General features: G+C 43.1%; 20 protein-coding genes and 1 other annotated feature. Of the genes, 13 read left to right on the forward strand and 7 right to left on the reverse strand.

Going from position 1 to position 21596, the window contains the following annotated elements; all coding sequences use genetic code 11:
• Window positions 1–36: 36 nt before the first annotated feature.
• Both ACE2AL_RS03010 and ACE2AL_RS03015 read right to left on the reverse strand, forming a co-directional pair.
• Entirely contained in the window at window positions 37–1026 is a 990-nt protein-coding gene (locus tag ACE2AL_RS03010; protein WP_272682011.1) for a FecR domain-containing protein, read from the reverse strand.
• A 2-nt stretch (window positions 1027–1028) separates the two neighbouring features.
• Entirely contained in the window at window positions 1029–1562 is a 534-nt protein-coding gene (locus ACE2AL_RS03015; protein ID WP_272538963.1) for an RNA polymerase sigma factor, read from the reverse strand.
• A gap of 200 nt (window positions 1563–1762) precedes the next feature.
• Between ACE2AL_RS03015 and ACE2AL_RS03020 the strand changes: the two genes are divergently transcribed.
• The gene (locus ACE2AL_RS03020; RefSeq protein ID WP_206084499.1) at window positions 1763–2545 is read left to right on the forward strand and encodes an energy transducer TonB; all 783 of its coding nucleotides are present in this window, start codon (window positions 1763–1765) and stop codon (window positions 2543–2545) included.
• Window positions 2546–2548: 3 nt separating this feature from the next.
• Here ACE2AL_RS03020 and ACE2AL_RS03025 read toward each other — a convergent pair whose 3' ends face one another.
• Window positions 2549–3304, reverse strand: coding sequence for an AhpA/YtjB family protein (locus ACE2AL_RS03025; RefSeq protein ID WP_375083965.1), 756 nt, complete (start codon window positions 3302–3304; stop codon window positions 2549–2551).
• A gap of 191 nt (window positions 3305–3495) precedes the next feature.
• Between ACE2AL_RS03025 and serB the strand changes: the two genes are divergently transcribed.
• From serB to nadR, 3 genes are all read left to right on the forward strand, one after another.
• A complete protein-coding gene (gene serB, locus ACE2AL_RS03030) occupies window positions 3496–4473 on the forward strand; it encodes a phosphoserine phosphatase (protein WP_206084501.1) in 978 nt (325 codons plus the stop codon).
• A 364-nt stretch (window positions 4474–4837) separates the two neighbouring features.
• Window positions 4838–6223 (forward strand): DNA repair protein RadA, encoded by a 1386-nt coding sequence (radA, locus tag ACE2AL_RS03035; protein WP_047756332.1) that lies wholly within the window; start codon window positions 4838–4840, stop codon window positions 6221–6223.
• Window positions 6224–6247: 24 nt separating this feature from the next.
• Window positions 6248–7483, forward strand: a complete 1236-nt coding sequence (gene nadR, locus ACE2AL_RS03040) for a multifunctional transcriptional regulator/nicotinamide-nucleotide adenylyltransferase/ribosylnicotinamide kinase NadR (protein ID WP_206084502.1) — start codon at window positions 6248–6250, stop codon at window positions 7481–7483.
• 193 nt (window positions 7484–7676) lie between these two features.
• Here the strand turns inward: nadR and ettA are convergent, their stop codons facing one another.
• Entirely contained in the window at window positions 7677–9344 is a 1668-nt protein-coding gene (gene ettA / locus ACE2AL_RS03045; RefSeq protein ID WP_225820234.1) for an energy-dependent translational throttle protein EttA, read from the reverse strand.
• A 301-nt stretch (window positions 9345–9645) separates the two neighbouring features.
• Between ettA and ACE2AL_RS03050 the strand changes: the two genes are divergently transcribed.
• The 4 genes from ACE2AL_RS03050 (at window position 9646) to trpR (ending at window position 13168) form a co-directional block, all read left to right on the forward strand.
• A complete protein-coding gene (locus ACE2AL_RS03050) occupies window positions 9646–9882 on the forward strand; it encodes a type II toxin-antitoxin system RelE/ParE family toxin (RefSeq protein ID WP_375083966.1) in 237 nt (78 codons plus the stop codon).
• A gap of 10 nt (window positions 9883–9892) precedes the next feature.
• Window positions 9893–10198, forward strand: coding sequence for a HigA family addiction module antitoxin (locus tag ACE2AL_RS03055; RefSeq protein ID WP_375083967.1), 306 nt, complete (start codon window positions 9893–9895; stop codon window positions 10196–10198).
• A gap of 298 nt (window positions 10199–10496) precedes the next feature.
• Window positions 10497–12410 carry a murein transglycosylase gene (gene sltY, locus ACE2AL_RS03060; protein ID WP_272574287.1) on the forward strand — a complete coding sequence of 638 codons (1914 nt, stop codon included), beginning with the start codon at window positions 10497–10499 and terminating at the stop codon, window positions 12408–12410.
• A gap of 440 nt (window positions 12411–12850) precedes the next feature.
• On the forward strand, window positions 12851–13168 hold the full coding sequence (gene trpR, locus ACE2AL_RS03065) for a trp operon repressor (RefSeq protein WP_272574286.1): 318 nt from the start codon (window positions 12851–12853) through the stop codon (window positions 13166–13168).
• A gap of 191 nt (window positions 13169–13359) precedes the next feature.
• On the opposite strand, the gene yjjX is transcribed toward trpR, so the two are convergent.
• The gene (gene yjjX / locus ACE2AL_RS03070) at window positions 13360–13896 is read right to left on the reverse strand and encodes an inosine/xanthosine triphosphatase (RefSeq protein ID WP_047756997.1); all 537 of its coding nucleotides are present in this window, start codon (window positions 13894–13896) and stop codon (window positions 13360–13362) included.
• 52 nt (window positions 13897–13948) lie between these two features.
• On the opposite strand from yjjX, the gene gpmB reads away from it, so the two are divergent.
• A complete protein-coding gene (gpmB, locus tag ACE2AL_RS03075) occupies window positions 13949–14596 on the forward strand; it encodes a 2,3-diphosphoglycerate-dependent phosphoglycerate mutase GpmB (protein WP_206084507.1) in 648 nt (215 codons plus the stop codon).
• A gap of 40 nt (window positions 14597–14636) precedes the next feature.
• On the opposite strand, the gene robA is transcribed toward gpmB, so the two are convergent.
• On the reverse strand, window positions 14637–15551 hold the full coding sequence (gene robA / locus ACE2AL_RS03080) for an MDR efflux pump AcrAB transcriptional activator RobA (RefSeq protein ID WP_206084508.1): 915 nt from the start codon (window positions 15549–15551) through the stop codon (window positions 14637–14639).
• A gap of 179 nt (window positions 15552–15730) precedes the next feature.
• On the opposite strand from robA, the gene creA reads away from it, so the two are divergent.
• Window positions 15731–16207, forward strand: coding sequence for a protein CreA (gene creA, locus ACE2AL_RS03085; protein WP_206084509.1), 477 nt, complete (start codon window positions 15731–15733; stop codon window positions 16205–16207).
• 71 nt (window positions 16208–16278) lie between these two features.
• On the opposite strand, the gene arcA is transcribed toward creA, so the two are convergent.
• Window positions 16279–16995, reverse strand: a complete 717-nt coding sequence (gene arcA / locus ACE2AL_RS03090; RefSeq protein WP_206084510.1) for a two-component system response regulator ArcA — start codon at window positions 16993–16995, stop codon at window positions 16279–16281.
• Between the two features lie 1055 nt (window positions 16996–18050).
• Between arcA and thrL the strand changes: the two genes are divergently transcribed.
• The 3 genes from thrL (at window position 18051) to thrB (ending at window position 21596) form a co-directional block, all read left to right on the forward strand.
• On the forward strand, window positions 18051–18119 hold the full coding sequence (thrL, locus tag ACE2AL_RS03095) for a thr operon leader peptide (RefSeq protein WP_071548816.1): 69 nt from the start codon (window positions 18051–18053) through the stop codon (window positions 18117–18119).
• Window positions 18058–18179, forward strand: a sequence feature (Thr leader region). It overlaps the preceding gene by 62 nt.
• 24 nt (window positions 18180–18203) lie before the next feature.
• Window positions 18204–20663, forward strand: coding sequence for a bifunctional aspartate kinase/homoserine dehydrogenase I (thrA, locus tag ACE2AL_RS03100; RefSeq protein WP_206084787.1), 2460 nt, complete (start codon window positions 18204–18206; stop codon window positions 20661–20663).
• Window positions 20664–20666: 3 nt separating this feature from the next.
• Window positions 20667–21596: a homoserine kinase gene (thrB, locus tag ACE2AL_RS03105; protein ID WP_206084512.1), complete on the forward strand. Its 930-nt coding sequence runs from the start codon at window positions 20667–20669 to the stop codon at window positions 21594–21596.

A 21596-nucleotide genomic window follows, 5' to 3' on the forward strand; every position in this document is an offset into this window, starting at 1 on the left:
ATGAGAATTATCCTCACCTGTAAATGAAAATATTTTTCATTTATTTTTTTTATTGTTGATAATCAAAATGTTATTTTTATCTTGATAGACAACTTGGACAGGTAATAGTGACGGAAGGGCTTGAAAAAACAGATCTGGCTGACGGATATTGATACGCCCTGAGATTTTACTGTTTGCTAAAGTGGCAGGTGAAAGCTCAACATTAACAGCAGAATAGTTTTTGAGTTCAGCGAGTACTTCAGCAAGGGGTTTATCCACAAAAACCAATTCGCCAAAGCGCCAGCGCGCGACATCCTGCGCATCCACGTGTTGTCGGGTAATTTTGCTACTCGGGCTGGCACTGACCGCGCTATCGCCAGCGAGCAAAAAAACAGGGTGGGAGTTTTGTTCGCTTTGGAAGCTCACAATGCCTTGGCTAACATTCACCGAAACCTGTTGTGCGGCCTTATTTACTTCAAACTCGGTACCAACAACCTGAATACGCCGTTGGTCAGATTGAATAACAAAGGGGCGGTAAGGGTTTGATTTTACTTTGAAATACGCATTGCCTTCATCAAGGTACAGGTTACGCACAGGCGTTTCATAGGCAACACGGACACGGGTATGGCGGTTGAGAAATAATTGAGAACCATCGGGTAATGTGACTTCTTTTGGAGTATCCATCGTCACTAATGTCATGTTATTCAATAACATGGAGGGTAAATGGCTGTAAGGTAAAAATAAAATAGCAGCGATAAAAAATGCGGCTAATGTATTACCCAGCGGCCGCCAGAGGCGAAAAAAAGGGCGTTTTTCACTTGCCTCTTTTTTAGCACTGGCAGGGCGAGGCATTGCATCAAAATCACGCCATACTGACGCCATTGCGTCATAGGCTTTTGCATGTTCAGAGGACGCCGCAAGCCATTGTTTAAATTGCGCGGTTTCCTGTTCACTGATGCGTTGGCTGTGCATTCGGGTAAACCAAAGTGCAGCCTCTTCATCAATGCGGTCTGTATCCTCTGATTCGTGCAAAGGCTCGTGTGTCATGACTATTTATTGCCCTGATTATCAAGGTGTTTTTTACAATGAACTAACGCCGCCGCAATGTGTTTCTCCACCATACTGATTGAAATTTCCATTCGCTCAGCGATTTCACTTTGCGATAACCCATCAAAACGATATAGCAAGAATGCTTCTCGCCGACGAGGAGGCAAAGTTTCAAGGGCTTCACTTAACCGTTGAATGCGTTGCTGATGTTCCAGTATTTCACTGGGATCAGCTTCGCGTTGCTCTAAACTGTGTTCATGCGCGATCTCATCAATGGCGGTTTCTGATTTGGTTTGGCGCAGGTTACGCCGCCAATGATCAATCAGCACATGATTTGCAATTTTAAACAGGTAAGCGCGGCTCTCTTTTACTGGTGTTTGTTCCTTGCGATTAAGCCATAGTGTAAACACATCCTGTGATAAATCATCAGCATCGTTGCTGTTGTCTAGCCGATTGCGGAAAAACCGTACAAGTTGGCTATAAGTTGACTGATACGCACCGCTAATTTTGCGGGCAAGGGATTTATCGATGGTCATTTTACTGGTGTCAATGTTATCAAAGTGCGCAAATAACAGGATGGGAGCCCTAAATGCGCTGATGAATAATCCGCTCAGATTACTTTTTATTATGAATCAATATCTTATTTTAATTATTGTATTTTTAATAATAATAATGAATATCATTTTTGTTTGTATTATGCCTATAATCTGCAAAAAATAAAGTCGTGAGGCAGAATATGAGCAGTATAACGGGCAAGTTAGAACGCCCGATTTTCCGTCCACTGGGCGGTTTGGCGTTGAGTTGTCTTTTCCATGGAACACTAGCAATTATTTTTATTGGATGGTTTACGTCTTCCATCCCCAAAACAGGCGTATTGCCACCCGCAATTTCTTTGCAACTCGGGGTTTACCAGCTAGAGCAGCAAGCGGAGCCTGAGGTGAACCATGCGCCTAAACAGCAAGTGGTGACTCGCGAGGAAACCTTGCCAGAAGTGGTGGAAAAAGCGGAGAAATTGCCTGAAACTGCACTGGTGGATAATGGTACGTTAACGAAAGTGACGGAGAGAAAACGCCCACCAAAGAAAAAAATTCCTCAAGAGAAAAAAGTGTTTGAAGATGCCCCTGTGACGACCCAAGAGTCTGCAGTGACATCCGCACCCGCGTCAGGAAGTGAATCCAGCAGCAGTGCAAACTTTTCTAGCAATGCCTCGATGGCAGTGAGTGGTCACCAAGGGTGGCAAAGCGAAGTTCATCAACGTATTGCAAAAACAAAGCGTTACCCACGTGCAGCGCTGCGTTTTCGCTCAACAGGGGTTTCCCAAGTGAAAGTGGTGCTGGATAGCAAAGGGGAAGTTGTCACCGCGAGTTTGTTTAATTCGTCAGGCACAAAAATTTTAGATAAAGAAGCCATTGCAACAATTTCACGCGCGGCACCTTTTCCAGTACCGCCAGAAACTTTATTAGTTGATGGACGTGTGGAATTTATTGCTCCGATTGTATTTGATACAACTTCAATTTAAGCGTTATTTTTCCGATTGTGACGGCTTGCGCTTTGAGGCAGGCCGTTTTGGCCGATAAGGACGAGGCTCTTTTTTGCGCCGCAATCGGACAGATTTTGCGCGGATAGCCGGCTCATCGCTTTGGTTATCTACTTCATTTTCTTCGTTATTTTCTTCAGTATTTACCACTAACGGTGGTGGCTGTTTGTGGCCTTTCTTTTTCTTCAATTTCAGTAAGGTATTGGCCAAAACAAAACCTATGCACAGCGCGAATAAAATAAAAATGCGTAATACGTTGGTGCTGTTATCTGCTTGCTGAATTTCCGCTGCTAGCAATTCGGTATCAATTGTCAGGCGTAAGTAGCCTTTCGGTTCTTTCGCGCCTTGAATAGGGACAACAAGTTGATATTGAAAGTTTTGCAGCGAAGAATTATTGTCAATGGCAAGGCGTTCTTTGACTGTTGTTGGTTCTCCAACTTGAGTGACCAATGTCCCACTCGCGGTGTAGATACTCGCATCTAAAATATAGCGGTCTTTTGCCACATTATTTAAATTGGCATTAATTCGTTCCAAATTAAAATCTTTGCTGCCAGGAACAATATAATCAGATAAGCTGAAAGCAACCTGTTCAGCAAGAACATAAGTCAATTGTTTAAATTGCTCGATTCGGCTTTGATTTTGGCTATAACCTAAATAGGAAATGCCGTGCATCAGTAAAGTTACCAGCGCAACGCAGATAACGATAATGACAGTTTTATGTAGCCTGAAGGTGCGTTTCATTGCTTTATTGGTGCTCTCGACTTATTTTGAGTATAAAGATAGCCTTATACTCAAGTAATAGGGGTTTATATTTCGTTTTCGCAGTAAAAACGTAAGGTTATAAAGCCTTAAAGTTTAGTATAGTGGCTTCGTTCGGCTACTCGCAACACATCATTATAAAAAAGTTATTTCGATTACAGGAGCGCATTTTCATGTCAACGAGTTTGACCTATTGTTACCTACCCGACGAAATCCAAAAATGGCCTGGTCTGCCCCTTTCTTTAAGTGGGGAAGAAGTGATGCCCCTTGATTATCGTGCTGGTGACAGTGGGTGGTTGCTCTATGGTCGCGGTTTAGATAAAGCGAGGATCAGTAATTTCCAACAACGTCTGGGAATTGCGATTGTGATTGTGTCTTCATGGCGCATTGATGACTACCAAGTTGTAAGGATTGCAGGCAGCATCACGCCAAGAATTAAAAAGCTCGCTGATGAATGTCAACTAGACGTGGTGCCATTAGGGCAAATCCCGCGCTTACGTTCGCCGGGGATTTTGTTGATGGATATGGACTCCACCGCAATTCAAATCGAATGCATTGATGAAATCGCCCGCTTAGCAGGGGTGGGTGAGCAAGTGGCTGAAGTCACTGAGCGAGCAATGCAAGGGGAGCTGGATTTTACCGAAAGCCTACGTGCCCGTGTCGCATTATTGGAAGGCGCAGATGCAGCTATCTTAGATAAAGTCTTAGAAACACTGCCATTAATGCCGGGGTTAACGAACCTTGTTCGTAAGCTACAAGCGATGAACTGGCATATTGCAATTGCCTCAGGCGGTTTTACGTTTTTCGCCGACAACCTAAAACAAAAACTCAAATTAGTGGCGGCTGTAGCGAACCAGCTTGAAGTGAAAAATGGTAAGCTAACAGGGAAAGTTAAAGGGCCGATTGTTGATGCAAAATATAAAGCGCAAACCCTAGTAAAACTGGCGGAAAAACTCGAGATCCCAATAGAGCAAACCGTGGCGATCGGCGATGGTGCCAATGACCTAAAAATGATCCGTAAGGCAGGTCTGGGAATAGCATATCATGCGAAACCAAAGGTGTATGCGAGAGCAAAAGTGGCGATTCGTCATGCGGATCTCATGGGGGTGTTGTGTGTACTCAGTGGGGGCCTGAAGCACGAGGAACGCTAATATTCTTCATATTTCGTGCTGTGGCGGTGTTGGCTGCACTCGGCTGCTTGGGTCACATACTGGTGTATGCTCCCCAATACATCCTCCTTTGCCGCCTTGCCACAACACGAACTATTTTGAATATTAGTTTTAAATTAATTTAGTTTATAAGAAGAGTTTGCTGTGGCGGTGTTGGCTGCACTCGGCTACTTGGGTCACATACTTGTGTATGCTCCTAGGGCTTAGTTTCACTTGCCGCCTTGCTACAACACAATCCATTTTGAATATTAAGCTAATTTAATTTTCGAGATTTCAAGACTCAAGAACATTAGAACATTGTGGTTCGTCGGTTGTAAAACAGCATAATTTTAACGAGGAGTTTGGTGTGGCGAAAGGGGTAAAAAGGGCGTTTGTCTGTAATGAATGCGGGGCGGATTACCCGCGTTGGCAGGGGCAATGCAGTGCTTGCCATGCATGGAATACGATTACGGAAGTGCGTCTTGCCTCAACAAACTCGGCTTCACGTAATGACCGGTTAACGGGGTATGCGGGGAATGCGGCTGGGGTGAGTAAAGTTCAGAAACTCTCTGATATCAGCCTTGAAGAATTGCCTCGCTTTACGACAGGTTTTAAAGAGTTTGACCGTGTATTGGGCGGTGGAGTTGTGCCAGGAAGTGCCATTTTGATCGGCGGAAATCCAGGGGCGGGTAAAAGTACCTTGTTGCTGCAAACCATGTGTTTGTTATCTCGTGAAATGAAAACCCTGTATGTTACGGGGGAAGAGTCATTGCAACAGGTGGCGATGCGCGCACACCGATTAGGTTTGCCGACAGACTCGCTCAATATGCTCTCTGAGACCAGCATCGAACAAATTTGTTTAACCGCAGAGCAAGAACAGCCTAAATTAATGGTGATTGACTCCATCCAGGTGATGCATATGGCGGATATCCAATCGTCACCGGGCAGTGTTGCGCAAGTCCGTGAAACTGCTGCCTATTTAACGCGGTTTGCCAAAACCCGCGGTGTCGCCATCATTATGGTAGGTCACGTGACCAAAGACGGCTCACTGGCAGGGCCTAAAGTGCTTGAACACTGTATTGACTGCTCGATTATGTTAGATGGTGATGCCGATAACCGTTTCCGTACCTTGCGTAGCCATAAAAACCGTTTTGGGGCAGTGAACGAATTAGGGGTGTTTGCGATGACAGAGCAAGGCCTCAAAGAAGTGAGCAATCCCTCCGCGATTTTCTTAAGTCGCGGCGATGAAATTACGTCTGGGAGTTCCGTGATGGTGGTGTGGGAAGGGACACGCCCACTGCTGGTGGAAATCCAAGCGCTGGTCGATCACTCAATGATGTCGAACCCACGTCGTGTAGCTGTTGGCTTAGAGCAAAACCGTTTAGCCATTTTATTGGCGGTGCTGCACCGTCACGGTGGCTTGCAAATGTCGGATCAAGACGTGTTTGTGAATGTAGTAGGGGGCGTAAAAGTGACTGAAACCAGTGCTGATCTCGCTTTGCTATTGTCTCTTGTATCCAGCTTCCGTGACAGGCCATTACCGCGCGACCTTGTTGTTTTTGGCGAAGTCGGGTTGGCGGGTGAAATTCGCCCAGTACCAAGTGGGCAAGAGCGTATTTCAGAGGCGGCAAAACACGGTTTTAAACGCGCTATTGTTCCCCATGCCAATATGCCGAAAAAATCACCACCAGATATGAAAGTGTATGGGGTGAAGAAATTAGCGGATGCATTAAGTATTTTGGATGAGCTATAACGCTTAGAGCAAAAAGGAAAAACCATGGCTGAATTTGACTATCTAAAAAACGCGATCAAAAGAGCGGGCTATACGCTTCAACAGGTTGCGGATGCGACAGATATGACCAAAGGCTATCTCAGCCAGTTGATTAACGACAAAATTAAGAGCCCAAGCGCCCAAAAAATCGCTGCGCTTCATCGCTTTCTTGGATTGGAATTCCCCAATCAGCAAAAAACGATTGGTGTGGTTTTTGGTAAATTTTACCCGCTACATACGGGGCATATCTATCTTATTCAGCGGGCGTGTAGCCAAGTGGATGAATTGCACATTATTTTGTGCCATGATGAACCTCGTGATAAAGAGCTGTTCGTCAATAGCTCCATGTCCCAACAACCCACGGTGAGCGACAGATTGCGTTGGTTGCTACAAACCTTTAAATATCAAAAAAATATTCATATTCATTCGTTTGATGAGCAAGGTATTGAGCCTTATCCACACGGTTGGGAAGTGTGGAGCGATGGAATGAAAGGCTTTTTGAAAAAGCACAATATTAACCCGAGATATATTTATTCTGGGGAAGCCAATGATACTCTGCGGTACAAGAAACACTTAGGTGTCGAAACTATTTTAATTGACCCTGAACGTACTTTTATGAATATCAGCGGCAACCAAATTCGCCAAGCACCTTTTCGTTATTGGGAATATATCCCAACGGAAGTTAAACCCTTCTTTGTTCGTAAAGTCGCTATTCTTGGTGGTGAATCCAGTGGAAAATCGACGTTAGTCAATAAGTTAGCTAATATTTTCAATACCTCCAGTGCATGGGAATATGGTCGTGACTATGTGTTTAGCCACTTAGGTGGTGATGAGATGGCATTGCAATATTCGGACTACGACAAAATTGCATTGGGGCATGCACAGTACATTGATTTCGCAGTGAAATATGCCAATAAAGTCGCATTTATTGATACCGACTTCGTCACGACTCAAGCCTTTTGTTTACGCTATGAAGGTAAAGAGCACCCATTTGTTCAGGCATTGATAGACGAATACCGATTCGATTTGGTAATAGTTTTAGAGAATAACACCCCTTGGGTGGCAGATGGTTTAAGAAGCTTGGGCAGTGATAAAGACCGAAAAGCTTTTCAAAACCTACTGATTGAAATGCTTAAGAAAAATAATATTGAATTTGTGCGGGTGGAATCCTCAGATTACGATACACGCTTCTTGGAGTGTGTCACCCTCGTTCAGCAGTTATTGATGCTAGATGACTTATAAAATTATCCAATAAAAACGGCATCATTAGGTGCTAATTTTATTTTACTAACACTCTATTACTCCATCTATCCCTTAAATAATTTGGATTATAGGTAGGCGGCAAGGGAGTGAGTCCCTAGGAGCATACATTAGTATGTGACTAGGGCTCACGAGCGCAGCCAACACCGCTATAATCCGAAATTATGGCAGGGATTTATTTGGTCATACGTTTATACTTCATCCTGTGCGGCTGCAATGCTTCTGCACCTAACGTCCGCTTCTTGTAATCTTCATACTCAGAGAAGTTACCTTCGAAGAACGTAATATTACCTTCATCTTGATAATCAATGATATGCGTAGCGATACGGTCAAGGAACCAACGGTCATGGGAAATAACCATCGCACAACCTGGGAACTCTAACAGCGCATTTTCTAATGCACGTAAGGTTTCTACGTCGAGGTCGTTGGTTGGTTCATCGAGTAACAGCACGTTGCCGCCCACTTGCAGCAGTTTTGCTAAGTGTAAACGACCGCGTTCACCACCGGATAATTCGCCAACACGTTTACCTTGGTCAACGCCCTTAAAGTTAAATCGGCCAACGTAAGCACGGCTTGGGATCTCGAAATTGCCGATGCGCATGATGTCTTGTCCGTTGGAAATTTCTTCCCACACGGTTTTGCTGTCATCCATTGAGTCACGGAATTGGTCAACAGACGCGATTTTTACCGTCTCACCCAAGGTGACCGTGCCTGAGTCTGGTTGCTCTTGGCCTGAAATCATACGGAACAGCGTGGATTTACCCGCACCGTTTGGACCGATGATCCCAACAATGGCTCCTTTAGGAATGGAGAAATTCAGGTTATCGATTAATACGCGGTCGCCATAAGATTTGCTTAGGTTTTCAACTTCGATCACTTTGTCACCTAAACGTGGTCCAGGTGGAATAAAGAGCTCGCTTGTTTCATTACGTTTTTGATATTCAACGTTATTAAGTTCTTCAAAGCGAGCAAGGCGTGCCTTACCTTTCGATTGACGGCCTTTTGGATTTTGGCGGATCCACTCAAGTTCTTTCTCGATAGACTTACGGCGAGCGGCTTCAGTTGATGCTTCTTGCGCCAAACGTTCATCTTTTTGCTCAAGCCAAGAGGAGTAGTTACCTTCCCATGGAATACCTTCACCACGGTCAAGTTCGAGGATCCAGCCTGCAACGTTATCTAAGAAATAGCGGTCATGCGTGATGGCGACAACGGTGCCTTCGTAGTCATGTAAGAAGCGCTCTAACCACGCAACGGATTCGGCATCCAAGTGGTTGGTTGGCTCATCGAGCAGCAGCATGTCTGGTTTTTCCAGCAGTAGGCGGCAAATTGCAACACGGCGGCGTTCCCCCCCGGAGAGGTTTTCGATTTTTGCATCCCAAGCTGGCAGGCGCAGCGCATCAGCAGCACGCTCCAGTTGGTTATCTAAATTGTGGCCATCTTGTGCTGAAATAATCGCTTCTAACTCGCCTTGTTCTTTGGCCAGTTTATCAAAATCAGCACCTTCTTCAGCGTAGGCGGCATAAACTTCGTCTAAACGCGTTAATGCACGTTTAACTTCGCCAACAGCCTCTTCCACCGCTTCACGCACAGTGTGCTCAAGGTTCAGTTTTGGTTCTTGTGGCAGGTAGCCGATTTTTAAACCAGGTTGCGGACGTGCTTCACCTTCGATATCGGTATCAATACCCGCCATGATGCGCAGTAATGTTGATTTACCTGCACCGTTGAGACCTAAAACACCGATCTTAGCCCCCGGGAAGAAGCTCAGAGAGATATTTTTTAAAATATGACGTTTCGGTGGAACAATTTTTCCAACCCGATACATACTATAAACGAATTGAGCCAAGTTATTTACCTTTTGTTTTATAAAGGGAATTTTAATTTTATGCTGTTTTCTGTACGTCAGGGGAAAATGCCCTAAAAGACAGAGAAAAACCGCGATAAATTGTTTGTCCTGAACTATACCTGAACATCAGAGGATCATCCATCCCTCCCCGTTATCTGATGAGAGATAGGCAGATAACAGCGGTGTTTTATTTTTAAACATTTACTTTTTTAACTCTGACTGCATAGTGAGTCGATACGCTATACAGGGAGTGAATTGTGATAAAAAGTTTTATGCACAAAGGAATAGAGCGTTTTTTAGGATGGTAATTACCTCAGGTATTCCAGCGAAACATATTACAAAATTATGGATACCGCTTACTGCGTTAAATACGACCAAAAGGCCACAAGATATGTCTGCATCTAGTTGGAAACTACATCAGTTAAAAGATGCTGATTTGCAAAGTCATTGGTCAATATCCGTCAATGGAAATTGGCGATTAACGTTTAAATTTGAGGGTGAAGATGCCATCCTCGTTGATTATCAAGATTATCATTAAGGTGAAAATCATGAATAAAATGCATAACCCTGTACACCCTGGTATTGTGCTGCGTGAGTATTTAGAGGGAATTTCAGTGACAGACGCTGCGAAAGGGCTGGGTGTCACTGGTGCAACATTGTCGCGTATTCTTAATGGTAGCAGTGGCGTTTCAGCAGATATGGCGATCCGCTTGGAAATGGCATTAGGAACCAGTGCAAAGATGTGGGTAGAAATGCAGGCTCAATGTGAACTTTGGCAAGCTTCTTTGGAAGAACGCCCCGCAATTAAACCGTTATTTCCGAGGAGCAAAGACTTTAAATCATTTATGGGCTGACTGATACGTAAAAGACTGTAAAGTCGATAAATTCAAGAACTCTCCTCTGTTACTAAATAAAAACTTTCGGTAGCATTCACAGTATTGATATATGTTTAATATACCCGTAATCCTACAAGTTGCAGCGCTTTTCGTTGAGGTATAAGTGACAGCGCTCAGTTAGCAGAGTCACATAGTTTATCTATGCTCCTCGCCTATCTTCGCTTGTCGCCTACCTGCAACTCGAATTATTTGGGGTATATATAGGTTAAGGTTTCTCCTGTATTTTGACTTTAGTTTAGCGATGGAGCGAGAGGATATGAAACGTTGGTTAGCGGCAGTTCCAGTAACAATGATGCTGGTTTCTAGCACCGTATGGGCAGATTCCCTACAGTCACAGCGGGAGCGGTATCAAGCGATTAAAACCGCTTGGGATGCAAATAAAATGGATGAAGTGGAGCGCTTATTGCCGACGTTGCATGATTATCCTCTTTATCCCTATTTGGCTTACCGTGAGTTGACGCAAGATCTTGATATTGTTTCACCTCGTCAAGTTCAAGAGTTTATTAATGCCTATCCAACGCTACCTGTTGCTAAGAATTTAAAAACGCGTTTTGTCAATGAACTTGCCCGTCGCCAAGAGTGGAAATCATTGCTTGAATTTAGTCCTGAGGCACCAAAACCTGCCGAAGCACAATGTAATTTCTATTTTGCTAACTGGGCGGTTGGGAACAAACAAGTGGCTTGGCAAGGCGCTGAAAAAGCGTGGTTAAATGGCCATTCAATGCCCGCTGCCTGCGATAAACTATTTAACGAATGGGAAAAAGCAGGCTATTTAAGTGCTGAAATGGTGCTGGAGCGTATTAATCTGGCGATTAAAGAAGGGAACCCGTCGATTGCCAGTTATTTAGCAAAACGTCTACCGCCGAGTTATAAAACCATTGGTGATGCGTTGATTAAATTGCAAAATGAGCCAGCTTCGGTGGTTTCGTTTGCAAACACTGTCACCCCAACGGATTTTACTCGCCAAGCAACCATTGCGGCATTTAACCGTTATGCTCGCCAATCGCCAGATGCTGCTCGCTCCGTATTAAGCCGCGTAAGCTCTGCGCAAAAAATGAATATGGCTGAAAGCCAGCAGCTAAAAGACAGCATTGCATGGCAGTACATGGGAGATGTGACTCCTGAACAAGCGCAGTGGCGTGATGAAACTATTCAGGAAACGAATTCAGCTTCGTTAAAAGAGCGCCGTGTTCGTCTTGCGTTAGGGCAAGGGGATAAAATGGGTGTCGCTTCATGGTTAAGGCAGCTTCCAGCGGAAGTGAAAAACAAAGAAGAATGGCAATATTGGCAGGCGATTACGCTAATTGATGCAGGGAAAAAAGCGGAAGGCGAAACGCTGCTTCGCCAGCTAACTGAAAAACGTGGTTTCTACCCGATGGTTGCCGCACAAGTGTTAGAGATTGATTACCCTGTGTTAGTCAAAAGCGCGGTGAAGCCTGATGCGAGCATCAGCCAGCTCCCTGAAGTCCAACGTGTGCGAGAGCTAATGTATTGGGAAATGGATAATTTAGCGCGCTCAGAATGGGCAAGCTTGGTGGCATCCCGCCCAGCTAATCAACAAGAACAGTTGGCCCGCTATGCGTTCGATAATAAATGGGCGGATCTCAGCGTGCAAGCGACGATCACGGCAAAACTGTGGGATCACCTTGAAGAGCGCTTCCCATTGGCGTGGGATAAAGAATTTAATCTGTATACCAAATCAAAAGACATACAAAAAAGTTATGCGATGGCGATCGCCCGCCAAGAAAGTGCTTGGAACCCGCAAGCACGTTCGCCTGTTGGTGCGACAGGTTTGATGCAGTTAATGCCAGCAACCGCAAAACATACGGCACAGAAGCAAGGCATTGATTATGTGAATACTAGCCAGCTAACTAACCCAACGATGAACATCGAGCTGGGGACGGCTTATCTGGAAGATGTGTATCAGCAATTTGGTAACAACCGTATCTTAGCCAGTGCAGCCTATAACGCAGGCCCATCACGAGTGACACGTTGGCTAGGAAACAGCGGTGGTCGCATCGATGCCGTGGCATTTGTTGAGAGTATTCCATTCTCGGAAACTCGCGGGTACGTGAAAAATGTGCTGTCGTATGATTTATTTTATCGCCATTTTATGGGGCAAAAGAATAGTAAGGTTCTTATGCCTAACGAATGGAATATGAAATACTAAAAATACTCTTCATATTTCGAATTGTAGGGGTGTTGGCTTCATGTGTTAGCCCTAGTCACATACTTTTGTATGCTCCTAGGGTCTAACGCATTTTGCCGCCTACCTACAATCCGAACTATTTTGAGTATTAAGACTTGTCATATTTCGAATGATAGGGGTTGGCTTCATGTGTTAGCCTAGTCACATACCTTTGTATGCTCCTAGGGCCTAACACATTTTGCCGCCTACCTACAATCCGAACTATTTTGAGTATTAAGACTTGTCATATTTCGAATGATAGGGGGTTGGCTTCATATGTTAGCCTAGCCACAACTCAAATTATTTAGCGTATTAATGCAGTAACTAAATGAAATTCGCTTTTTTTTTGTTTGGTTGGTTGATGATTTCTAATCAGAGTGTGTTATCATTTGTACTAGTTAAATAGTATGGATGGATAAACGATGACAGCAAATCAACACAATGATCCGGCGCTAACGGCCGATGAGAACGCTGACTGGCTGCGCTTTGTGAATTTACTTCAATTGGCATTTGAACAAGATATTCAATTGCCAGTTCTGCAATTATTACTCACCCCTGATGAACGAACGGCGTTAGCAACCCGAGTAAAAATCGTGCAAGAATTGATGCGCGGTGAAATGAGCCAACGAGAATTGAAAAATGAGCTCGGTGTTGGGATCGCAACAATTACACGTGGGTCAAATAGCTTAAAATCAGCGCCTATTCCTGTGAAGGTGTGGTTGGAGCAGCAACTCCTTTGATATTCGTCATACTTCAAATTGTAGGGGTGTTGGCTGCGCTTGCTAGCCCTAGTCACAGTAAGAATTATTTAGAATATTAATACTCTTCATATTTTGAATTGATAGGCAAAAAAAAGTATGGTTTCCCATACTTTAGTGTGTATAAAAGTGGTGCTTTTGCCTACATGCAATTTTAATTATTTTGAGTATAATTAGTCTTCGACTTGGTTTAGCTCTTTATAAATTTCATGCTTAATGGGAACCAAAGCCAGTATCAAGGCTTGTTGGTAAACACTGGTGCGGGTTAATACACCGTCAGTGAAAAAACCGATGGCACCACCTTGTTGTTTGATATTATCGATACCCGTCAAAAAGGCCATTTCATCGCCAAGTTCGCGACCTTCGCGAATACCTGCCAGAATTTTTTCTGGGATCATAATACTTGCAGAGCGAGACTCACCGCGAATTTGTTTGTGTTCAATGACAATCCAAGCGAAAGTCATGTCATCATCAATACCCGCTTCAATACCGACCCAAAAGTCGGCTTCAGGGCGAACTTGTCTTGAAGCCATCACGCGTTGTCTAGCACCTGTACGGGTTTCATTATTACCGATAGGTTGCTGTGGAACACTGCTATCGACATTAATATCTTCAATTTGATAACTGCCAGGCCCAAATACAGCATCGAAAGCTAGATTGATCGCTTTAATTTTGGCAGGGTTAGTCGTTGCAGCTATAACTTGGTACATTCATTATTTTCCTTTGAACACATACTTCGAAAAGTAATAACGGAACACATCTATGTTACAGGTTTATCTTGTTCGCCATGGCGAAACTGAATGGAATTTGGCTCGTCGCATCCAGGGACAATCTGATAGCCCTCTGACAGCCACAGGACGATTGCAAGCAAAGCAGGTGGCTGAAAGGATAAAATCAGAAGGCATTACCCATATTATCACTAGTGATATGGGGCGCACACTAGAAACTGCACAAATCATTGCAAGTGTATGCGGATGTGAAATTATCACAGAACCGCGTCTACGTGAACTAAATATGGGCGTGTTAGAGCAAAGAGCGATTGAATCATTGACGGCAGAAGAAGAACAATGGCGCAAAAGTTTGATTGATGGCACTCGTGGTGGACGTATCCCGAATGGTGAATCCATGGAGGAACTCTACACTCGTATGTTTGCCGCGTTGAATAGCTGCTTAGATTTACCCGAAGGTAGTCGTCCATTATTAGTGAGTCACGGTATTGCATTGAGTTCATTAATTAGCCGTATCATGGGGGTTCCTGCATACTCAGAGCGTCGTTTACGTTTACGTAATTGCTCGTTATCTCGCGTGGATTACCAAAACAGCCCTTGGTTAGCGAGTGGTTGGATTGTTGAAACGGCAGGGGAAGTTACTCATCTTACGCAACCCGCGTTGGATGAACAGCAGGGATAGTGATAGAAAAAAGGCGTTTCAACGGTGAAACGCCTTTTGTTTAAGCTGCTGCAGCAACATCCGTTTTGATAGGGACATAATAGTCAAACGTATCGATGTGCGTTTTGGGGTCATCACTGTCAGGTTTTATGTTATGTAGCTCTATGTTTTTTAATCGATAGTGTTCGATATCATAACCTGGTCGACGGGTTAAATTAAGTTTTGGTAAATAAACACCGTAGATTTGATACAGAAACTCTTGTAGTGCATCACGAGTTGGCACACCACTAAATGAAAATTTGACGTAATTTCCACTCGGTAGGGTGATATTCGAGTATTGATCCGTATTGAAACTCGCATCTTCTGGTTTTACAGCCGTGGTATAAAACACCGTCTGCTCATCCTCTTTTTCGGGATTATGGATCGCATGATGCAAGCCAAAAACCTCAGAGGCAATAGTTGTAGTGTTATCCAAATAGTAGTGCCAGAACGATTGGCGCATTTTCGAACACGCAGTTGACCATTCTTCGAGAGCATATGAACAGCTTTGTTCTAAGCCAACCAGTGACAGCTCAGGCATTTGCATAAACTCATGATCAATATTGACGTGGTTATCTAAAATAATTGGCGGGCAAATACCCGCGGCGCACCATTCTTCACTGCGGCGATAAAAAGCGGGCGTTAGGTTAAACTGCTTTTTAAAGGCGCGCGTAAATGTTTGTTGCGAGTCAAAGCGATATTGCAGAGCAATATCTAAAATTGGTCGGCTGGTTAAACGTAGTGCTACAGCCGCACGAGAAAGCCTTCTGGCTCGAATATAAGCGCCAATCGCTTGGTCAGTGACCTCTTTAAACATACGTTGCAAGTGCCACTTAGAGTAGCCTGCTTTTGCGGCGACATTATCCAGCGAAAGCGGTTTATCGAGGTTATCATCTATCCAGCGAAGCAAGTCGCGAATAATATTAGTTTGATCCATGTATATCCCCAGCCAATGCGACTTATCGAACAGATATAATCTATCAATGAATTGCTATTCTATATCAAGTTATCTTTTTCGTTTATAGTAAATGAGTTGTATTTGAGAATTAGTTAGAAAAGTGAATAATTAACTCTGTAACGGTGTTTTATTGGTTTAAATTGAATAGGAAACCCAGTATGCGTTTTTCCACATTAAAAAAGGTTGTATTTGCGTCATTATTAGCGGTGGCGTCTGGTTCAGCGCTCGCTGAAGAAGTTGGTTCAGTGGATACTGTGTTTAAAATTTTTGGGCCAGACCATAAAATTGTTGTTGAAGCCTTTGATGACCCTGATGTTGAAAATGTCACATGCTATTTGAGTCGTTCAAAAACGGGTGGGATCAAGGGCGGGTTGGGGTTAGCGGAAGATACTTCAGATGCAGCAATTTCCTGCCAACAAGTTGGCCCTATTGAGCTGAGCGACCGTGTAAAACGCAAGCCAACAAAAGGTCAGGTTGTTTTCCAGAAAAGAACGTCGTTAGTTTTCAAGAAGCTGCAAGTGGTGCGTTTTTATGATCCAAAACGGAATGCACTAATTTATTTAACTTACTCAGATAAAATGATCGACGGTTCCCCGAAAAATGCCTTAAGTGCTGTGCCGATTATGCCTTGGTGATGCTGAGCGAGTGATAAACACAAAAAAGCACCTTTTCAGGTGCTTTTTTACATCGAAAAATAGAGAGCTAATTATTCGTCTAAATCACCACAGAAACGATAGCCTTCACCGTGAATAGTCGCGATGATTTCTGGCGTGTCTGGTGTCGATTCAAAGTGTTTACGGATACGACGGATAGTTACGTCAACCGTTCTGTCGTGTGGTTTTAATTCACGACCAGTCATTTTCTTCAGTAAATCAGCACGGGTTTGAATTTTGCCCGGATTCTCACAGAAATGCAGCATCGCACGGAACTCACTACGTGGTAATTTGTAGTGTTCACCTGCTGGGCTGACTAATGAACGGCTGTTAATGTCCAATTCCCAACCATTGAATTTATAACTTTCAACAAGACGGCGTTCTTCAGTGCCACCTGCTAAATTCATGGTACGAGATAATAAATTACGCGCACGAATGGTCAGTTCACGTGGGTTAAATGGTTTGGTGATATAATCATCAGCGCCAATTTCGAGGCCAAGGATTTTATCGACTTCGTTATCACGGCCTGTTAGGAACATTAAAGCGATGCTTTCTTGCTCACGCAACTCACGTGCCAATAATAAACCGTTTTTACCTGGTAAGTTAATATCCATGATGACTAAATTGATGTCATGCTCAGAGAGGATATTGTTCATCTCTTCGCCATCAGTTGCCTCATGGACCACATAGCCTTCCGCTTCAAAGATACTTTTCAGCGTATTGCGTGTGACAATCTCATCTTCAACAATCAAAATGTGTGGGGTCTGCATAGTTGCTACCTAAGTATTAAAATAAAAATACTGAACTCACAAGCCGTTTCCAGTTAGGTGGTTATTAATATTGTTCTCTGGGAAAACACGTTTATGAGTATAAATTTGTTTTGAAATTCAACAGTGACTTTATATTGCCGTTTCTAGCAATTGACTCTAAAAGTGAATCAAAATATAAGCACTCTCCCAATATTGGGCTGTTAACAGCAATATAACAGCTAATACTGCATTTACCACCTAAAAAACTAACTTTTGTTGATACATATCAAAATCAATTGTAGCACGTTAACAAAAATTGTTAGGTAGATAATTATATAAATTAACTTGTGGTTTAGATATCAGATAGGAGCTTAAAATTGCAGGAGCTAATGAGAGGGATTCCTGTTTGGGATTGATATTAAAGCAATAAGTTTTTAGCCAGCTAAATATACCATGACTATTAATGCTCAATTTGTGACCTAGTTCGAATTCTAGAGGGTTATTTGTGTTGCCAGAAAGCCTCTTTGGAGAATCAGTGATAGCGGGAAGATAAAATAAAAACATCCATCTTGGGGTTTTGTGGTGTTTAGTTTGGAAAGTTCTCTATTTTATTTTAATTAATTGGTTTTTTTTACAATTAAGAAACATATTACTCAGTGTTGTTGTTGGGTAGATACCAATAAAATCATAATACTAAGTAAAAAAACTTAGTTTTGGATAGGTGATTTTACTTGAGAAGAAAAAATCAAAATAACAATGAATTTTTTGTTTTTAGAGATGTACATCGCTCACAGTAAAGCCAGAATACTTGTTATTTTTGGTTATTTAATGACCTGATTTGAATTAAAATTTTCAAAAAGATATTAAACTTAAAATTTAATATTTTATGGTGTTAAAAACTGCATTTTTTGTATTCACTCTGTTTTTATTCAAGGTTTAGCTCTTTTTGTAGATAGTTTTTAATCAAAAAAAGCAATTTTAGCCATATGTTTTTACAAATAAATTTGACAATTTATAGCAATTGCTTTAACCGTATAGGGAGAAACCTAATGAATCAAATGAGACAGACAGAATTTATGCGTAATATCAGCCTGACTATTATTATTACCACCACCACCGTAACCACAGGAAACGGGGCGGGCTGACGCATCCAAAAAATAAAAATGAAAAAGCCCGCATCCCTACCAGATGCGGGCTTTTTTTTGGTGTTAATTCAGGAGAGAAATACCATGCGTGTGCTTAAATTTGGCGGTACTTCGGTTGCGAATGATGAACGAGTACTGAATGTTGCTGACATTGCTGAAAGTAAATTAGCAGATGGGCAAGTGGCTCTGGTGTTGTCAGCACCAGCAAAAATCACAAACCATCTCGTTGCAATGATTGATAAAACGGTTGCAGGTCAGGATGTCATCACGCATGTGAATGATGCCGAAATGATTTTTGCTAGCTTGTTAAAAGGATTGAAAGAAAAACAGCCTGGTTTTGAATATGACAGGTTGAAAAAACTCACTGAACAAGAATTCGCGCAAATTAAACAAGTACTGCATGGTATTACTCTTCTAGGCCAATGTCCTGATAGCATTAACGCATCAATTATTTGTCGTGGTGAAAAACTGTCAATTGCCATTATGGAGTCCGTTTTAAAAGCTCGGGGTCATAACGTCACGGTAATCAATCCTGTCGAAAGTTTATTAGCCAAGGGGCACTACCTCGAGTCTACAGTTGATATTAATGAGTCAACAAAGCGTATTGCTGATCTAAATATTCCCAAAGACCACTTTGTGTTAATGGCTGGGTTCACCGCAGGTAATGAAAAAGGGGAGTTAGTCGTTTTAGGGCGTAACGGTTCTGACTACTCAGCAGCCGTATTAGCTGCCTGTCTGCGCGCAGATTGTTGTGAAATCTGGACTGATGTTGATGGTGTTTATACCTGTGACCCACGTCTTGTACCTGACGCCCGTTTATTGAAAGGGATGTCGTATCAAGAAGCCATGGAGCTTTCTTATTTCGGTGCTAAAGTTCTTCATCCTCGAACAATTGCCCCAATTGCCCAGTTCCAAATCCCTTGCCTAATCAAAAACACCACTAACTTAAGCGCTCCAGGCACCCTAATTGGTGACGGTCAAACAGATGATAGCACACCAGTAAAAGGCATTACTAACCTGAACAATATGGCGATGATCAACGTTTCAGGGCCTGGAATGAAAGGGATGGTAGGGATGGCTGCACGTATTTTCTCAGTGATGTCTCGTAAGGGGATCTCTGTCGTGCTAATCACTCAATCGTCGTCTGAATACAGTATTAGCTTCTGTGTGCCTCAAGGAGAATTGCAGCGTGCACGTACAGCTCTTGAAGAAGAGTTCTATCTAGAACTTAAAGATGGCGTATTAGACCCGCTGGATGTGATGGAGCAACTGGCTATCATCTCCGTTGTTGGTGATGGTATGCGCACATTAAAAGGCATCTCTGCGCGTTTCTTCTCGGCATTGACCCGCGGTAATATCAACATAGTGGCAATCGCCCAAGGTTCGTCTGAGCGCTCTATTTCTGCTGTGATTGCAAATGAGTCAGCGACAACGGCGGTTCGCCTCTGTCACCAAATGCTGTTTAATGCAGAACAAGTGATTGAAGCATTCATCGTTGGTGTCGGCGGTGTGGGTAATGCATTGATTGAACAAATTCATCGCCAACAGCAATGGTTGAAGCAAAAACACATCGACCTGCGTGTGTGCGGTATTGCTAATTCGCGCGCAATGTTGACCAATATGCAGGGCATTGATCTGGATAATTGGAAAGCAGAATTAGCACAAGCAAAAGAACCGTTTAGTTTAAGTCGTTTGATCCGTTTAGAACGTGAATATCATTTCTTAAACCCAGTGATCATCGATTGCACCTCTAACCAAGAAATTGCTGAACAATATGTGAACTTCTTAAAAGATGGTTTTAACGTGGTGACACCGAACAAGAAAGCAAACACGTTATCCATGGATTATTACCACCAATTACGTACCGCAAGTGAAACGTCAAAGCGTAAGTTTTTATATGATACAAATGTGGGAGCGGGTCTGCCTGTTATCGAAAACCTGCAAAATTTATTGAATGCAGGTGATGAACTGGTGCACTTTAGCGGTATCTTATCAGGTTCATTATCCTTTATTTTCGGTAAGTTAGATGAAGGGATGTCATTATCTGAAGCAACAACCTTGGCGAAAGAAAAAGGCTTTACTGAGCCAGATCCTCGTGATGATTTATCAGGGATGGATGTTGCGCGTAAATTATTAATTTTAGCCCGTGAAGCAGGTTATAAATTAGAGTTACAAGATATTGAAATTGAAGCCGTTCTCCCAGCTGATTTTGACAGCTCAGGCCCAGTTCCTGAGTTTATGGCACGTTTACCGCAACTCGATGCTCAATTTGCTGAACGCATAAAAGCCGCTGAAGCAGAACAAAAAGTGTTACGCTATGTTGGATTGATAGAAGAAGGGCGCTGCCAAGTTAAGATTGTTGCAGTGGATGGTAATGACCCGCTCTTTAAAGTCAAAAATGGCGAAAACGCATTGGCTTTCTATACACGCTATTACCAACCAATTCCTTTAGTATTAAGAGGTTATGGTGCGGGTAATGATGTTACAGCAGCGGGTGTATTTGCAGATATGTTACGTACTCTGTCATGGAAATTGGGAGTTTAATAAGTGATTAAAGTTTATGCACCCGCTTCAATTGGTAATGTTAGTGTCGGGTTTGATGTCCTTGGAGCGGCGGTTTCACCCGCTGACGGCTCATTATTAGGCGATTGTGTGACTGTCGAAGCGGCAGAGACGTTTTCGTTAACCAATAAAGGCAAATTTGTTTCTAAGCTACCAAAGAAAAACGAGCACAATATCGTTTACCAATGTTGGCAGCTGTTTTGTGAGCGTTTGGGGAAAACCTTGAATGTGGCAATGACGCTGGAGAAAAACATGCCAATTGGCTCTGGCTTAGGTTCGAGCGCATGTTCTGTTGTTGCTGCACTGATGGCGCTGAATGAATTTGCGCAAAAGCCGTTCGATGACACTCAGCTGCTTGGCATGATGGGAGAATTGGAAGGGCGTATTTCAGGTAGCGTGCATTACGATAACGTCGCACCGTGTTTCCTTGGCGGATTACAGCTGATTATTGAGCAAAATGGTATTATTTCACAACCTGTACCAGCATTTGAAAATTGGTATTGGGTAATGGCGTATCCAGGAATTAAAGTCTCGACAGCTGAAGCGCGTGCTATCTTACCAAACAGCTATCCGCGTCATGATATCGTTAATCATGGGCGTTATCTCTCGGGCTTTATTCACGCTTGTCATACTCACCAGCCATTATTGGCGGCGACGATGATCCAAGATGTTGTCGCAGAGCCATACCGTACACAATTGCTACCTGGCTTTGCTGAGGCTCGTCAAAATGCTAAAGAAATTGGTGCATTAGCTTGCGGGATCTCTGGCTCAGGGCCAACATTATTTGCTATTTGTGATGACAAACTCATCGCCGAAAAAATGGCCACGTATTTGCAACAACATTATATTCAGAATGATGAAGGCTTTGTGCATATCTGCCGTTTGGATCTCGCCGGGGCAAGGACAATAGGGTAA

Source organism: Providencia xihuensis (assembly GCF_041953405.1).
Lineage (GTDB): Bacteria > Pseudomonadota > Gammaproteobacteria > Enterobacterales > Enterobacteriaceae > Providencia > Providencia vermicola.

Bases quoted from the DNA above. Each gene is read 5' to 3' on its own strand.
- ACE2AL_RS03010 (WP_272682011.1), bottom strand. From the start codon at position 1,026: ATGACACACGAGCCTTTGCACGAATCAGAGGATACAGACCGCATTGAT.
- ACE2AL_RS03015 (WP_272538963.1), bottom strand. From the start codon at position 1,562: ATGACCATCGATAAATCCCTTGCCCGCAAAATTAGCGGTGCGTATCAG.
- ACE2AL_RS03020 (WP_206084499.1), top strand. From the start codon at position 1,763: ATGAGCAGTATAACGGGCAAGTTAGAACGCCCGATTTTCCGTCCACTG.
- ACE2AL_RS03025 (WP_375083965.1), bottom strand. From the start codon at position 3,304: ATGAAACGCACCTTCAGGCTACATAAAACTGTCATTATCGTTATCTGC.
- serB (WP_206084501.1), top strand. From the start codon at position 3,496: ATGTCAACGAGTTTGACCTATTGTTACCTACCCGACGAAATCCAAAAA.
- nadR (WP_206084502.1), top strand. From the start codon at position 6,248: ATGGCTGAATTTGACTATCTAAAAAACGCGATCAAAAGAGCGGGCTAT.
- ACE2AL_RS03050 (WP_375083966.1), top strand. From the start codon at position 9,646: ATGGTAATTACCTCAGGTATTCCAGCGAAACATATTACAAAATTATGG.
- ACE2AL_RS03055 (WP_375083967.1), top strand. From the start codon at position 9,893: ATGAATAAAATGCATAACCCTGTACACCCTGGTATTGTGCTGCGTGAG.
- sltY (WP_272574287.1), top strand. From the start codon at position 10,497: ATGAAACGTTGGTTAGCGGCAGTTCCAGTAACAATGATGCTGGTTTCT.
- trpR (WP_272574286.1), top strand. From the start codon at position 12,851: ATGACAGCAAATCAACACAATGATCCGGCGCTAACGGCCGATGAGAAC.
- yjjX (WP_047756997.1), bottom strand. From the start codon at position 13,896: ATGTACCAAGTTATAGCTGCAACGACTAACCCTGCCAAAATTAAAGCG.
- gpmB (WP_206084507.1), top strand. From the start codon at position 13,949: ATGTTACAGGTTTATCTTGTTCGCCATGGCGAAACTGAATGGAATTTG.
- robA (WP_206084508.1), bottom strand. From the start codon at position 15,551: ATGGATCAAACTAATATTATTCGCGACTTGCTTCGCTGGATAGATGAT.
- creA (WP_206084509.1), top strand. From the start codon at position 15,731: ATGCGTTTTTCCACATTAAAAAAGGTTGTATTTGCGTCATTATTAGCG.
- arcA (WP_206084510.1), bottom strand. From the start codon at position 16,995: ATGCAGACCCCACACATTTTGATTGTTGAAGATGAGATTGTCACACGC.
- thrA (WP_206084787.1), top strand. From the start codon at position 18,204: ATGCGTGTGCTTAAATTTGGCGGTACTTCGGTTGCGAATGATGAACGA.